Here is a 14072-nt window from a genome sequence, read left to right as displayed (position 1 = left end):
CGACAGAGTGTTTCAGGGGTCAGGAACCGAACGTTTCGTTTTCCAGGCCCAGTGCGCGGATCTTGCGGTAGAGGGTCGAGCGGGCCACACCGAGTCGGTGGGCGGCGAGGGATTTGTTGCCGTCGGACTCGTCGAGGGCGCGGACGATCGCTTCGCGTTCGGTGCGTTCGAGCGAGGTCAACCGGCGGCCGGCACCGAGGGTGCGGTAGTCGGCGGGCAGATGTTCGAGTTTGATGTCGAATCCCATCGACCGTGCCGCCGCGGTACTGAGCACCGAGGCGAGTTCGCGCAGGTTGCCGGGCCAGTGATGGTCGATCAACGCCCGATGCGCGGCCGGTTGCAGTTGCGGGGTCGGACGGTCGGGGAATTCGGCGGCGAGCAACTCCCGCGCGAGATCGGTGAGATCTTCGATGCGCTGGCGCAGCGGTGGGATGCACACACTGCGCCGCACATGGGTCTGCACCTGATGGCGCAGATCGTCGGGGGTGCTCGAGGTGGCGGTGGCGATCACCGGTGCACCGAGCTCGACGGCGGCGTCGAGCAACCGCCGGGTAGGAGCGACAGCGTCGTCGGGGACCTCGTCGAGGTGCTCGAGGATGCACGCGAAACTGCCGGACAGACGCGCCCGCAACTCGGCCACCGCCGAGGGGGTCAACGTCGACGCGTCGACGCTCGGGACCGGGGCGTTCGGTCCCCAGCGGTGCTGGATCTGCCGGGCCAGATGGGTTTTGCCGACACCGGACTCGCCGATGATCAGCACCGGCGCGACGGTCGCGGCGATCTCGTCGACCCGGTCCTGGAGTCGGTGCGCGGCCAGGCTGCGGCCGGCGATACGCGTCGCCGGCGCCGCACCGGCGGGCGCGGCGGGGGCCAGGCGGGCGCGCGGACGCGGCGGAGCCGGGGAGGCCAGCGGGCGCAGTTCGATGATCGCGCTGAGCGGATCGGTGGACTCACCGACCCGGCGGGCATGGACCCGCACGTCGATCCCCTCGGCGAAACGCAGCGGTCCTTCCCATTCGTCCTTGGCGGCCAGATGGGTGCTGATCCAGTCCCAGATCATCATCTGATCGGTCGAGTCCATCAACCGTGACACCGTCGGGGTCGCGATCACCGTGTCCCGGCTCATCGCCACCACCGCGGCGTGGCCGCGGCGTTTGCTGCGCATGTATTCGCGCAGCAGGTTCTGCTCGCTGCGGGCGGACAGGGCGAACAGTCGTTCTTCGATGTCGCGTACCGCCGAGAGCACCAGCGGTGCCATCAGCTCGTTGACATCGTCGACCTGGCAGGTGATGTCGACGATGCCGGTCACCGCGCGTGAGACCTGGTCGACGATCGGGGAGCCGACACAGGCCAGCGGGTGCAGCGACTCGAGCAGGTGCTCTTCCCCGCGGACCCGGAACGCTTTGCGTTCTTCGAGGGCGGTGCCGATCCCGTTGGTTCCGGCGCATTCCTCGGCGAAGATGAACCCCGGGGCGACCTGGGCCCGGTCGAGACGACCGAGCAGCGACCGCTGCCCGGCCCGCCGGTCGACGATGGTCGCATCCTGCGAGGCGAGCAGGATCGTCACCGGTGCATCGGCGAGTTGATCGGCCAACCGATCCAGGACCGGCCGCGCCGCACGCACAAGCTTCGAGTCTGTGGGGGTATCGATGTAGCGCAGACGAGAACCGTCCGAAGCCGCCCCGATGGCACGGCAGCGGCGCCAGGACTGCTCGATCTCCGGCCGCACTCGTGGCGAAGCATTGTCATACCTGTCGGAGTCATACCTATCGGAATTGCGATCGTCTACGTGCATGCCAAGCCGCTCGGTCACGTCATCACCACCTCGAACACCTCACGGTCAGTACGAACATTATGTAATAGAGGTCACATGGACCATGAGTGTCCCAGAACGCTACACCACGGACTTCTGGGCCCACATCCGGCGCATGCGCACCTTGTCCAATTTGCCCACTGACGTCTTGGGGACCTCGTCTACCCGCACGAACGTGTCGGGGAGCCAGAACTTCGGCAGGGTGACCGCCAAGTGGGCCCGAAGCTGATCATCGGAGACCTCCTCCGTTGTCCGAACCCACGCCAAGGGGCGCTCCTGCCAGGTTTCGTGCGGTACCGCGATGACAGCGGCTTCCACCACCGCCGGATGCAGGAGCAGCTGGTTCTCGACCTCGACGGAAGAGATCCATTCTCCTCCGCTCTTGATGAGGTCTTTGACCCGGTCGCGGATCTCCAGCCGGCCGTCCGGGTGGATCACCGCGACGTCGCCGCTGCGCAGCCAGCCGGCGTCGAACGCCTCGGCGGCGCGGTCGTCGTCGAGGTACGTCCCGGTCACCCACGGCGAACGAACCTCCAGCTCGCCGGTGGTGAAGCCATTCCACGGCAGCTTCCGACCCTCTTCGTCGACGACACGCACCTGGAACAACGGCAAGGGTCTGCCTTGGCAATCGGCCGAGTTGCTGAAAGTTCCCATAGGGGAGGTTTCGGTCATCCCCCACCCGTTGACGGTCGCCACTCCCCGCTCCGCCCACCACCTCACCAGCACTGGTGGCAGCACCTGCCCGCCCAACCACATGGTCTGCAAACTTCCGAGGTCGTAACGCTCGGGATCGGCATCGAACTGTGCACGCATGAGCGCCGCCACGGCCGGGGCGCCGACGAAGACATCGGGTGTCTGATCCGTGATGATGCGCAGCAGCTCCGCGGGCGAGGGGTGCGGCCCGGGGAGGACGAGACGTGCGCCCTGCAGCACCCCCGCGTACGGAACACCCCAACTGTGTACGTGGGACATCTGCGTGGCAAGCAGGTACGAGTGCCGACCGTCGATCGCGACGCCCCCGGAAGCACTGATCGCCATCGCGTGCAGCACCGTACTTCGATGGCTGTACACGACCCCCTTGGGCAGCCCGGTGGTACCCGAGGTGAAACAAATCGACGATGCGGTCGTCTCGTCGAACTCCGGGAATTCCCCGATCGGCACGGCATCGAGCAGCAATCCGTCGAACGACCACCAGGTCACCTCTGCAGATATCGAATACTCGGCCTGCTCGAGATCACCGATGACCACCACATGCCGGATCCGCGGGAGGCGCGGGAGAATCTCGAGGAGTACGGGCAACAGATCAGCGTCGATCAGCACAACCTCGTCCTCGGCCTTGTCCATTGTGTAGGCGATGTGCTCGGGTGACATCCGATGGTTGACCGTGTGCAGCACTGCCCCGCACGCAGGAACTGCGTAGTAGGCGACAAGATGCTCGAAGGTGTTCCAGGCCAACGTCGCAACCCTGGTTCCGAACCCGATGCCCAAGTTCTCGAAGGAACCAGCAAACCGGCGTGCGGTCGCGCCGAGATCGCGGTAGGTGAACTCTCGGTCTCCGCGGGTTGCGTCGCACGAGACTCCGACCCGGTCGGCGAAGACGTTCTCAGCACGCCACAGCAGCGAGCTGATCAGCAGTGGACGATCCATCATCGTGGTGAGCATGGCGCATTCCTCCGGATCAGGTGAGCGAGGGTACGACCAGCCTGCACACCAACCCTGGCACCGAACCGTCCGAATTTGCGACAGCGCCCGATGAACTCGTCCGCACTGTTGCGTTGTGGGACACCTCGACCGCCGTGAGGATCCCGAGACTGGAGCCACCTCACCCGCATAGGCGCCCGGCCGACACCGGCCGAGCCCAGCGGGCAACGAGCGCCGGAAGAAAGGTACTCCCATGACAAGTCGTCCAATGACGGAAGTCGCAACAGGATTCACCTACACCGAGGGACCTCGGTGGCATGAGGGCCGACTGTGGTTCGTGGATTTCTACACCCACTCGGTCAATGCCGTGAACGCCGACGGATCCATCGAACAGGTCTGCACCGTCGAACACCAGCCGTCCGGACTCGGATGGCTTCCCGACGGGCGCATGCTCGTCGTCTCGATGAAGGATCGCAAAGTCCTGCGCCGCGAACCCGACGGCTCGCTCGTCGAGCACGCCGACATCTCCGAACACTGCCACGGTCACGCCAACGACATGGTCGTCGCCGCGAACGGTCAGGCATACGTCGGCGAGTTCGGATTCGACCTCATGGGAGGTGCCGATCACGAGCACGGCGTTGTGGTCCTCGTCGACACCGACGGCACTTCCCGAGTAGCTGCCGAAGGACTGTCCTTCCCGAACGGTATGTGCATCTCCCCGGACGGAAGAACGCTGTACGTCAACGAACTGTTCGGCAACCGCGTCTCCCGATTCGATATCGAACCGGACGGCACACTCGGCCCCCGTCAGGACTTCGCCTCGTTCGGCGATCTCGGCGACGAGCCGAGCGTGGAGAAGAGGCTTGCGGCGTGCACGATTGCACCTGATGGTCAGGCCCTCGACGCTGAAGGTGCCATCTGGATCGCCGACTGCGTCAACCAACGTGCCGTCCGCCTGGCCGAAGGCGGAACCATCCTGGACGAGGTGAGTACGGCTCCGCTGGGAGTGTTCGCGGTTGCGCTCGGTGGCGATGACGGTCGCACACTATTCCTCTCGGTCGCACCGGATTTCGACGAAGCCAAGCGCAGCGCTGCGCGTGAAGCCAAGGTCCTCTCGACGAGAGTCGACGTTCCGCACGCAGGGAGGCCGTGATCGTGCTGCGCACACGTTTCACCGACACTTTCGGGATCGAGCACCCGGTGGTGTGCGGTGGCATGACCGGGGTCGGCACCGCGGAGCTGATCTCCGCGGTGGCCAATGCCGGGGGTTTGGGGTTTCTCACCGCGCTGACGCAACCCACCCCCGAAGCTCTCGTCGCTGAGATCGCCCGGTGCCGGGAGATGACCGATAAGCCGTTCGGTGTCAATCTCACCCTGCTGCCCACCGTCACTCCCGTGCCGTACGACGACTACCGGGCCGCGATCATCGACAGCGGCATCACCATCGTGGAAACCGCCGGCAGCAACCCCCAGGAACATGTAGCGGCGTTCAAAGCCGCCGGGATCAAGGTCATCCACAAAGCGGTAGCGGTCCGGCATGCGATCAAAGCACAGTCCATGGGTGTCGACGCCGTCAGTATCGACGGGTTCGAGTGCGCCGGCCATCCCGGCAACGAGGACATCCCCGGCCTGATCCTCATCCCCGCCGCAGCGCGCGTGCTCGACATCCCGATCATCGCCAGTGGCGGATTCGCCACCGGCGACGGATTGGCCGCAGCACTGGCCCTCGGCGCATGCGCAATCAACATGGGCACCAGGTTCGTGGCCAGCGACGAAGCTCCTGTGCATCCGAACGTCAAGGCCCAGATCGTTGCCAACGACGAACGCCAGACCATCCTCGTGTTCCGAGAGTTCCGTAATACCGCACGTGTGGCCCGCAACTCCGTCTCCGAGACGATCGCAGCCCTTTCCGCCCGCCCTGACGCCACGTTCTCCGACGTCGCACACCTCGCCTCCGGGGTACGCGGCCGAACGGAAGTGCTGGAGAAGGGGAACATGGAAGGCGGCATGTGGTGGGCCGGCCAGTCCCAAGGTCTCATCGATGCCGTGCTTCCCTGCAAGACGATCATTTCGGACATCGTGAGCGATGCCGAAGCCGCCATCCGCAGGATTGCCGCCGACCTCGCCTGACAGGCAGACGGGAGAAGTCATGGAATACACCACCCTTCGCCACGAAGTCGAGGACGGCATCCTCACCGTGGTCCTCAACCGTCCCGACCGTCTCAATGCGTTCACCGTCGAGATGGCCGACGAACTCGAGCACACCTTCGTGTCGGTGAACGACGACGACACGGTCCGGGCCGTGATCGTCACCGGAGCAGGGCGCGCTTTCTGCGCCGGCATGGACCTGTCGAGTGAAGGGAATGTGTTCGGACTCGACGAGTCGAAACGCCCCACTCTTGCCGACATGAAGAATCTCGACGACCCCGAATTGCGCCGGATCCGCGACACGGGCGGTCGTGTCACCCTCGCAATCCATGCCTGTCGTAAACCGGTGATCGCCGCAATCAACGGTGCGGCCGTCGGAATCGGTGCAACCATGACGCTGGCGATGGACGCGCGGCTGATGTCGACCCGAGCGCGGTTCGGCCTGGTGTTCGGCAAACTCGGAATAGTGCCCGAAGCGTGCTCGACATGGTTCCTTCCCCGGCTGGTCGGCATGCCCACTGCGCTGGATCTGGTCTATAGGGCAGAGATCCTCAACGCCGAGGTCGCATACATCGACGGGTTGGCGCAGGCGGTCTATGAGCCCGAGATGTTGCTCAGCGAAGCGCGCGCGTTGGCAAATGCCTGGACCCGCGACCGCTCACCGGTCTCGGTGGCCCTGATGCGCCAGATGCTGCTGCGAAACGCGGCCGCTGCTCACCCCGCAGATGCCCACCGCGTCGATTCGCTGGCCATGTTCTACACCAGCATCGGCGACGGCGCCGAGGGAGTGCAGGCATTCCGCGACAAGCGCCCACCCGAGTTCCATGACAAGGCCTCAGCCATGCCGTCGTTCTACGAAGAGTGGATCGAGACAACGACGCCGTGAACACCTACTGCGTCCCCGCTCCAACCGACCGAACAAAGAAAGTCTCATGAAGCGCACTGTCCTTATGCATGAACTCCGCCAGGAAATCGGACTACCGCTCGGCGACGGCATCCCCGCTGATTCGTCCGCATCTCTGATGGTCTCAGCCGATGCTCTGAGCGCGTGGGGCGCGGAGACCGAAGCGGCCGCAACACGCGAGTTGGCAGCGATGCTCCATCAGTGCCTCTGAATACCGAACCTTCCACTTCACCAGCTCGGTTCGTGATGATCGATCCACGCAGGACATCGAACTCTCAACGGATCAGGACTGGAGAAGCCCCGCACCCGGTTGGAGCCACCTTCCCGACCACGGGGAAGGTGGCCCACCGCACTTCGCGCGGAAGGCGCCCGGGTGCGAGTGTTCGACGTCTCCTACCCCAAACACGTACTTACATCGGGGCTACTGTCCGTCGGCCGAGGAATCCGTCGAACCCTCTCCTCACGGCCGCGGTAGGAACGGGGGTCTGTCCCTACATGGACTATTCGACTATGAGGGCGAAGTTGCTGTCGTTTTAGCCGATGGTGGGAAGCGTCTGCGAGCCGATCAATGGGAGCAACGGATCTGGGGAACAACCCTCGTCATCGATTGGAGTATCCGCAGTCACGAAGAGTTTGCCTTTCGCGTACCATTCTACGCTCACAAGAACTTCGATCATTCTAAGTTGATGGGCCCTTGGGTTTCAGTGGACGAAGTGAATCCGGCTTCGTGTGACGTCACGACCCGTGTCAACGGAGAGGTCCGACAACAGTTCAACGGTTCGGAAATGATGCATTCCTTCGGAGAGCTGCGGGAACAGATGTCCGAAGATTTCACCCTCTTGTCAGGAGATGTACTCAGCGGGGGAACCGGGGCGGGAACCGCAGTCGACAGCACAGTCGTTGACAATGACGGAAGACTCCCCTTCGATAAATTTCTGCATGACGGAGACACCGTCGAAGTGTCCTCTCCGGGACTCGGAACGTTGAACGCGCACATTGTCGGACATCCATGATGCTGGGCAGCCAGACAGCATTCCGTTGACCGGAGTTGACTTGCGACTGAACCGGGGTGGGCGCGACTGCCGGAGCGACCACAACGGAGGTGGTTGATGCCGGCGCCCGGTACGTGCTGGATATCGAACTCTTTGTTGTGCTGGGCGGGGGCGGGCCACCGTCGGCGTGCTGACGATCGTTGCGACGGTCGTGGGCGTCGACATTTTCGGCGTCGTGGAAGCCTCGACTGACACGGTCACCGTTTCGGTGACCACAACCGGCGAACCGCTGTCGGTCGAGCAACCCGCGACGAGGAGCAAGAAGACAGGGCTGGCGACAATGACACGAACCCTCATGCCGGGATCATCCACCTTGCCCTATTTTTTGATACCGGAGGCAAACGACTCGTTCCACCCGTTACCGACAGAGCACCGCCGATGCATGACCTACGACGGTGGTCTTGCCTGCCCTACCGACGCCGGACCATCCTTTCAAATCAGGACGGGTCATCAGGCAAGGATCCCGTGCTTGCGTGCTTCCTTCACCCACGACGGGAATTCAGACAGCAGCAGATCGTATAGTTTGTCGTCGGACACCTTTTCGATCTTGTCGACCGCAAAGAATCCGACGTTGTCGACATGCCGATCCGGCAACGTATCGAAACGTTCGAGCACCCCGAACCCAGCTCGGCCGAGACCGACGAACTGCCAGAAGATCGGCTCCGACACCGCGGCACGCAACTCGGCTTCGATCTCCTGATTTCGGTACACACCACCATCGGAAAAGAACAAGACCAACGTGGGAACAGGCTGAGGATCCGCCCGAACCAGGGCACGCACATCGGCGATGACCTTCTGCTCCTCGTTCTGGATACCCACCGTACGCATATCGATCTGCCCGGCGGCGAGGTTGCGACGCCGCCCGAAACCCTTCATCTCACCCACGCGAACATGCAATCGGATCCACTCAGGCATGTCGCCGAGAACGAGATCCGGTAAGCGAGCACTGTTACTGGCAAAGGTGAACGCCTGCATGCGACCGTCGTCGTCGAGTTGCGCAGCTACGGCCGCCATTCGTTCCACGACGCCGGCAACCACACCCTTGTCATACAACCGGGACATCGATCCCGAAGCATCCAGCACGAGAATCACCCGGGCCCTCAGTCCGGTGGCACCGCGTTTCGTCAACGATACTGCGACCTGCTTCTTGCGCAGTTCCAACCGCTTACGCATGTCCACAGGAAGCCGCTCGAGCTCCGCAGCAACTCCCCCGGATGTCGGCGGCGTTGTAGTGGTTGAACCACGAGGGGATTGGGTTCGGCTATCTACGTGAGATGGCGGCGGCGGATCGTCAACCGTGATCCCGAAATCGGTTGCGATTCCGTACAGTCCCGATGCGTATCCCTGCCCTACTGCCCGGAATTTCCACTGCTCGCCCCGGCGGTACACCTCACCGAACAAAAACGCAGACTCGACCGAAGCATCGGTGATATCGAATCGAAGAAGCGGGTGGTCAGCACCGTCTCGTACGACCAACGCCAAACCCTGCAGCTGGCCGAACGTACCCCCGTCTGCGGACGCAGCTATCACGACGCGGTCGATGTCTGCGGGGAGGCGGGAAGTGTCGACTGTGAGAGTGTCGCTCCCCGGACGTGGCTTGCCGGTATGCACCACCGCGCCCGATACGTGCGACGGCTGGTTGAAGAACACAAAATCGTCGTCCGAGCGCACCTTGCCGGACCCCGAAAGCAGCAAAGCAGATACGTCCACATCCGGCACGCCAGCGCTAGCCGACCACACCAATTCGATACGCAACATCGTCGTGCCCAACGCAACGTTGGCGCCCTTACTCATCGCTACCGGCATGCGAGAGAGCCTATACCGCCTGAAAACTCACCTGCGTGTCCACCGCAGGTTCATCGGCCCTTACTGATGTCAAGGGACATGAGGACGTCCCTGCAGGCGGACAGAGGGTGTCCCTGTGCGCGGCCAGCTGATCTGCCTGTCGGCGGTCAGCTGATCTCTCGCACCAGGTCAGCTCAGGGCATCACCCCGCCCAACGGTGGCGTCCTGCACCCGCAACGAGGTGCCCTCGGTGATCACCACATGCGCATGGTGCAACCGGTCGACCGCGGCGGTCATCTTCGCCCGGATCCGGACCGTCCCGGCCGCCAACGCAGCGATCAACCAGATGTGTGCACCGAGTCCGAGATCAAGAAACCAGGCGTCGGCCGCGGAGCGGGCCCTGGGGACCGGCAGATTCGGAGCCCCGCCCGGATCCTGCGGATGATCTTCGGTAATGCGCCGGGTCGATCTGCAGATGCCGCACCGCGATGCCGGCGACGTGATCGATCCTCACGGTGCGCGGATTGTCGGTCAACGCGTAGGTCGGGACTCCGCCGAAGCGACGCACCGTGGCATCCAGGCACCCGATCAACGTCGGCAACGTTTGATCCCAAACCGGGATCACCACCCGGTAGCGCGGCCACGCCAACCAGGCGCAGAACAACAACGTTGAGCGTAGAATCCCGCCAGGGTCAGTCACTTTCGGTCCGTCGCCCCGGTCGAACTGCATCCACAACCCGGGCTCGGTGGTCCTCCCCAACTTCGTGGGAGGAGCCGACTTAAGCCAGCAGTCGACTGTGGGTAGTCAGTGCGCCAAGGCCGCAGGCTGCCGCGTCGAACGCCCTTGTCTGGCGGTGCGTGGTCCGCGCGACCGCGGGGTGGGCGAGATACCGAGAAGTTCGAGGACAGCTTGCTCGTCAGCCGGGAGGTGACCGTCTCGCCACTTGCGGACCTTGCGGTAGAGCCACTCCCCTACGGGTTCACCGTCGTCGGAGAGGTAGGTGCTCGGAACCTCGCCGGTACCGTGCTTTTCGCGGTAGGCAGCGATCTCGAGCAGCATCCGGCGATGCTTGCTGTCGAAACCTGCGGGACGGGGGATTTTCCAGTCGAATCCGATCGCGTCGAGTTCGGCCTCGCGAGCTGCGGGAAGGATGCCGAGGACGCGGGCGATGCGGTGCCGGTCCGCCCAGCGTCCGAGATGAAAACCGTCCTCGGCCACGACACGCGAATCCGGGTCCGGGGTGTTCGCATGTTCTCGGTAGCGACGCACCGCCGGCGACAACACGGTGGCGGGTCGGGGTGTTCGACGCGCATAGGGAGCGGTGCGATCCAGCTTTCGCATGGGTTCAGTATGCCCGGCGACGTTGGTGCTCACACCCGTTGAGTTGAGAGGTGGGCGCTTACAACTCTGTTCCGTTATGCCCCGGGTGTTCCCTGTCGACCGCTGCGTGGGGCTGAGACGGTCCGGCCAGGATCACTGCGATCACTACGGCGACCAGCGCAATCGTTGCGGTGATCACGCAGAACCACAGCGGCGCCGCCAGATGGGTTGTGGTCGGGTCCGCCAGAAAACGTGAGCTGAACACACCGGCAGCAAGTCCTCCGAAGGCCAGAGCGATCGCTGCACACCACATCTCCGGGCGCCGCCGCGCAGCCAGAAGAGCGCCGACGGGCAGGCACACGAACAAGCCGATTATGAAGGCACCCACCGCTGACTCGGCTGCCGGTGGGCACGGCGGGTAGTCTCCTCCGCAGGAGCCGGGAACTTCACCGCGGACGTAGACGAACGACGCCCAGGCCAGCAGTGGGGCAGCAGCGAGCAGCAGGGCGCTGCCCACAACGAGTTGCACCGATGCGAACAGGTTTTTCGCGCTCATCGCGTTGCCTTTCCGTGCAGATCTACGGTCACGGAGTCGTCGGCCGAGGAGTCCGCAGGCTCGAAGTGGAAGGTCCACTCGTCCGAAGGGCCGTAGCCGCTGCCGCTGCCGAGAGTCAGCCATGGCGGTTCGGGCCGGCCGGTGCGAGGATCGATTTGATGATCGCCGGCGCGCCACAGGGTGTGCAGGCTGGTCAGTACCGAGTCGATGTCGATTCCGGTGAACTCGGTGGCGGAGATCCCGTCGTCGAAACGCTCCGGTTTTGCCGTGGAAAAGTGGCGGCTTTCGATGTGCCCGGTGATGTCCGTCGTGATCTCGGTGGCGCGGCCGGCACGGTCGACGACGTTGATTCTGAATGCGTGCCCGTCGAGGACGATCTGGTGGATTCGGTGCTGGTCCGTGACCCGCTCGCCGAGACGGTCGAGTCCGGCGCGGGCATTGCCGGGTTCGAGCATCGAGCGTGAACCGAACGGCTCGTACGCCACCGCGAACGAGAGCGTCTTGGGCCGGTCCTTCGCCCAGTCGATCGCGTACGCCATGCACGCCCCGACGGCCAGCATCCCGGCGCACAGGACCACCAACAACACCCGGCGACGAGACCACCTGTCCGTCAGTGCCGGGTGCGGGCCGGCCTCACTCGTACTCATGGCTTGTGAGCCTAGCGAGCAGGCCCGCAGCAGAAGGTCCCCAACCCGCGCCGTTTCCGCGGAGGTCACTGCCGCCTGCCCACGCCAGGCCGCTGGCGAACCTCGGACACGAAAGCATCAGAAACCGTCAGGATCTCGCGTAATGACACCTCCCCCAGCCGGCGACGACTCGCACACCGCAACCTGCGGCCACGGATCACCGAAAGGATCGCCCCGGACCCTCTGCCCCGCCTGGTTTCGCCGACCCGAAACGCCGAGGGGTGCTCTCTATCTGCATAGCCGACATGTCCCTCGTTGCGGCCCGGCAGCGCCATCATCGACGAGCTTCGAGGCAATGCGGAGGAGCGTCGTCCTTGCAGGACCCGGGAACCTCACCGCGGACCACCAGTAACCCCGGCGACGCAGCCACTGCACCACGGCCAGCCGACAACGGTATCTGAGGTAGGGCTGCCCTTCTCAGGAGAACGGGGTCCTTCACAGCTCACACTTCGACGCCGCACGTTGAAGGGCGATGGACACGGCAATTCGCGCTTCGCGCTGTCTCTGAGCATGCAGGCGGCGATGTCCTGCCCGATGTTGTCGAGTACATACGGCAACGCGCTGGCCGGGATCCGGTAGGTGTTGTATCGGCGGACGCTGCGGGCAGCGCGGTTGGCGGCTTCGTTGTGCAGATCCCCGTCGTGTCCTTTCACCCATTCGAAGCTGACCCTGCGATCGGGGACGGCCCGGACGATGCGCTTCGCGACGTAGTTGATGTAGAGAGTGGTCCGGTAGTCGCCTTGCCGAGGTCGACGAGATCGGCCCCCTCCCTGCGCTACGCCTCCGCGAAGGTCCTCAAGGCTGGCCCCAGCGGCGGAACCGGGGGTGGTTTCGGCGGCGGGCAGTCCAATGCCGGTGGCAGCGACGAACCGCCGTTCTGATCCGACCAGCCGTGGTGAGGCGGCAGGCGCCGATCCTGGTGCCTGCCGCCTTTCCAGGTGAAGGGAGCAGCCATGACACGCACCACCGACACTGCCGCCGGGGTCTCCACTGCGGCAGCCGCGCCCGGCGCTACCCGAGGGCGTCGAAGACAACAGCCGGCCAGACCTGGTTCGCCGACGGCGATACCAGAGTCGACAACACCGAAACCGGGGACCGGCCGGATGCATCCGCGGCACCGAGACATCCGCTGATAGACGGGGAGTGGGCTTATCCGACGTAGAGGAAGTCGGTCATGTCCGAAGGTGAGACGCGCCGTTGAGGTCCAGGATTGTCCCGGTGGCCCATTCGGCTTCGGGTGAGGCGAGATAGACGATGGCTGCGGCCACTTCGGCCGGTGTCCCGACGCGCCCGAGCGGACTCTGTTGCCGTAGTGCGGTGCCTTCTTCGCTGTTGAGCTTCGGTTGCTGACGTTCGCTGGAGACGAACCCGGGTGCGACGCAGCTCACGGCGATTCCTCGTGGTGCCAGCCCGATCGCCAGCGATTGTCCGAGTGCGTGCAAAGCAGCCTTGGTTGCACCGTAGGCCGGATGCTCGGGTTCACCTCGAAACGCCCCACGAGAGCCGACGTTGATGATGCGACCCCCGGCGGTCATGTGTTGTGCCGCTGCCCAGGTCACGCAGGCAGACCCGAGAAGGTTCACCTCCACCATCCTGGTCCACACGGTGCACCAATCGTCGTAGCTGACATCCGTAATCGGGTGGCGATTGCCCGCGGACGGTGCTACCGCGGCGTTGTTGACAAGCACATCCAACGAACCGAGCGCCCCGACCGCGCGCTCTACCAGGTTTCGTGCTTGCGTCGGATCTCCGATGTCACCGCTGACGATGGTGTGGCCTTCACCGGGAAGCTCTGACCTCGTGTGCTCGGCGCCGCGCCGGTCGGTCGCATAGTGCACTGCCACGGTGTCACCGAGTTCGGCGAATGCGCGGGCAGTGGCGCGGCCGATGCCGCTCGATGCGCCGGTGACCAGAACCTTTCGCATGGACTGAACCTTCGCTTTCGCGGTGAGTATCCCACCGATCTCGTGTCATCCGCCGTCCGCCCACAGGCAGGTCCCGTCACGAGACAGGGGCGGGCTCGACATGGACAACACTATCCGACATCGAGTGGGGCGAACTTCCGTTCAGTGCAGGACAGCGGCAGGAGCACCCTCGAACGCTGCCGCTCTGTTCGGCGAGGGTTCACAGTGCAAAGACCGCGATGTGCGGACAGTTCCTGCCTAC

At 64.3% G+C, this 14072-nt stretch carries 13 protein-coding genes and 2 pseudogenes; 5 read left to right on the top strand and 10 right to left on the bottom strand.

Translation table 11 applies throughout. From position 1 onward, the window contains the following. Positions 1-19: 19 nt before the first annotated feature. Complete coding sequence (locus tag ACNJ7K_RS11835) at positions 20-1624, bottom strand: sigma-54-dependent Fis family transcriptional regulator (protein WP_487041735.1); 1605 nt, start codon at positions 1622-1624, stop codon at positions 20-22. A gap of 270 nt (positions 1625-1894) precedes the next feature. Beyond that, the gene (locus ACNJ7K_RS11830; RefSeq protein ID WP_088899526.1) at positions 1895-3475 is read right to left on the bottom strand and encodes a long-chain fatty acid--CoA ligase; all 1581 of its coding nucleotides are present in this window, start codon (positions 3473-3475) and stop codon (positions 1895-1897) included. 232 nt (positions 3476-3707) lie between these two features. On the opposite strand from ACNJ7K_RS11830, the gene ACNJ7K_RS11825 reads away from it, so the two are divergent. The 3 genes from ACNJ7K_RS11825 to ACNJ7K_RS11815 are packed head-to-tail and all read left to right on the top strand — an operon-like array spanning position 3708 to position 6488. Continuing rightward, complete coding sequence (locus tag ACNJ7K_RS11825; protein ID WP_039583700.1) at positions 3708-4607, top strand: SMP-30/gluconolactonase/LRE family protein; 900 nt, start codon at positions 3708-3710, stop codon at positions 4605-4607. Continuing rightward, positions 4604-5584, top strand: a complete 981-nt coding sequence (locus ACNJ7K_RS11820; protein WP_088899527.1) for an NAD(P)H-dependent flavin oxidoreductase — start codon at positions 4604-4606, stop codon at positions 5582-5584. Before ACNJ7K_RS11825 ends, ACNJ7K_RS11820 begins: the two co-directional genes overlap by 4 nt. 19 nt (positions 5585-5603) lie before the next feature. Further along, positions 5604-6488 carry a crotonase/enoyl-CoA hydratase family protein gene (locus ACNJ7K_RS11815; protein ID WP_230792349.1) on the top strand — a complete coding sequence of 295 codons (885 nt, stop codon included), beginning with the start codon at positions 5604-5606 and terminating at the stop codon, positions 6486-6488. Positions 6489-6899: 411 nt separating this feature from the next. Here the strand turns inward: ACNJ7K_RS11815 and ACNJ7K_RS11810 are convergent, their stop codons facing one another. Then, positions 6900-7076: a DinB/UmuC family translesion DNA polymerase gene (locus ACNJ7K_RS11810; RefSeq protein WP_372474179.1), complete on the bottom strand. Its 177-nt coding sequence runs from the start codon at positions 7074-7076 to the stop codon at positions 6900-6902. On the opposite strand from ACNJ7K_RS11810, the gene ACNJ7K_RS11805 reads away from it, so the two are divergent. Further along, entirely contained in the window at positions 6992-7519 is a 528-nt protein-coding gene (locus ACNJ7K_RS11805) for a fumarylacetoacetate hydrolase family protein (protein ID WP_372474181.1), read from the top strand. The genes ACNJ7K_RS11810 and ACNJ7K_RS11805 overlap by 85 nt on opposite strands. 489 nt (positions 7520-8008) lie before the next feature. Here the strand turns inward: ACNJ7K_RS11805 and ACNJ7K_RS11800 are convergent, their stop codons facing one another. From ACNJ7K_RS11800 to ACNJ7K_RS11775, 6 genes and pseudogenes are all read right to left on the bottom strand, one after another. Further along, complete coding sequence (locus ACNJ7K_RS11800; RefSeq protein WP_487041734.1) at positions 8009-9364, bottom strand: VWA domain-containing protein; 1356 nt, start codon at positions 9362-9364, stop codon at positions 8009-8011. A gap of 168 nt (positions 9365-9532) precedes the next feature. Continuing rightward, the gene (locus tag ACNJ7K_RS11795) at positions 9533-9685 is read right to left on the bottom strand and encodes a hypothetical protein (protein WP_230792353.1); all 153 of its coding nucleotides are present in this window, start codon (positions 9683-9685) and stop codon (positions 9533-9535) included. Positions 9686-9809: 124 nt separating this feature from the next. Next, positions 9810-10091, bottom strand: a pseudogene (locus tag ACNJ7K_RS11790) (IS21 family transposase); the annotation flags it as partial. 57 nt (positions 10092-10148) lie between these two features. Beyond that, positions 10149-10685: a helicase associated domain-containing protein gene (locus tag ACNJ7K_RS11785; RefSeq protein ID WP_230792239.1), complete on the bottom strand. Its 537-nt coding sequence runs from the start codon at positions 10683-10685 to the stop codon at positions 10149-10151. Between the two features lie 58 nt (positions 10686-10743). Then, positions 10744-11220 (bottom strand): hypothetical protein, encoded by a 477-nt coding sequence (locus ACNJ7K_RS11780; protein WP_230792241.1) that lies wholly within the window; start codon positions 11218-11220, stop codon positions 10744-10746. Beyond that, complete coding sequence (locus ACNJ7K_RS11775) at positions 11217-11867, bottom strand: hypothetical protein (RefSeq protein ID WP_230792242.1); 651 nt, start codon at positions 11865-11867, stop codon at positions 11217-11219. The genes ACNJ7K_RS11780 and ACNJ7K_RS11775 overlap by 4 nt, the downstream gene beginning before the upstream one ends. A 784-nt stretch (positions 11868-12651) precedes the next feature. Between ACNJ7K_RS11775 and ACNJ7K_RS11770 the strand changes: the two are divergent. Further along, positions 12652-12848: pseudogene (locus ACNJ7K_RS11770) on the top strand (single-stranded DNA-binding protein); the annotation flags it as partial. A gap of 230 nt (positions 12849-13078) precedes the next feature. Here ACNJ7K_RS11770 and ACNJ7K_RS11765 read toward each other — a convergent pair. Next, the gene (locus ACNJ7K_RS11765) at positions 13079-13831 is read right to left on the bottom strand and encodes an SDR family NAD(P)-dependent oxidoreductase (protein ID WP_230792243.1); all 753 of its coding nucleotides are present in this window, start codon (positions 13829-13831) and stop codon (positions 13079-13081) included. Positions 13832-14072 lie beyond the last annotated feature (241 nt).

This window comes from Rhodococcus shunpengi, assembly GCF_048381395.1.
Lineage (GTDB): Bacteria > Actinomycetota > Actinomycetes > Mycobacteriales > Mycobacteriaceae > Rhodococcus.
The sequence above is the reverse complement of the archived record's forward strand: the minus strand, read 5'-3'. Positions and strand labels throughout refer to the sequence as shown.

Excerpts from the sequence above, each read along its gene's own strand:
- ACNJ7K_RS11785 (WP_230792239.1), bottom strand. The coding sequence starts at position 10,685 with ATGCGAAAGCTGGATCGCACCGCTCCCTATGCGCGTCGAACACCCCGA.
- ACNJ7K_RS11825 (WP_039583700.1), top strand. The coding sequence starts at position 3,708 with ATGACAAGTCGTCCAATGACGGAAGTCGCAACAGGATTCACCTACACC.
- ACNJ7K_RS11815 (WP_230792349.1), top strand. The coding sequence starts at position 5,604 with ATGGAATACACCACCCTTCGCCACGAAGTCGAGGACGGCATCCTCACC.
- ACNJ7K_RS11775 (WP_230792242.1), bottom strand. The coding sequence starts at position 11,867 with ATGAGTACGAGTGAGGCCGGCCCGCACCCGGCACTGACGGACAGGTGG.
- ACNJ7K_RS11830 (WP_088899526.1), bottom strand. The coding sequence starts at position 3,475 with ATGCTCACCACGATGATGGATCGTCCACTGCTGATCAGCTCGCTGCTG.
- ACNJ7K_RS11765 (WP_230792243.1), bottom strand. The coding sequence starts at position 13,831 with ATGCGAAAGGTTCTGGTCACCGGCGCATCGAGCGGCATCGGCCGCGCC.
- ACNJ7K_RS11780 (WP_230792241.1), bottom strand. The coding sequence starts at position 11,220 with ATGAGCGCGAAAAACCTGTTCGCATCGGTGCAACTCGTTGTGGGCAGC.
- ACNJ7K_RS11800 (WP_487041734.1), bottom strand. The coding sequence starts at position 9,364 with ATGCCGGTAGCGATGAGTAAGGGCGCCAACGTTGCGTTGGGCACGACG.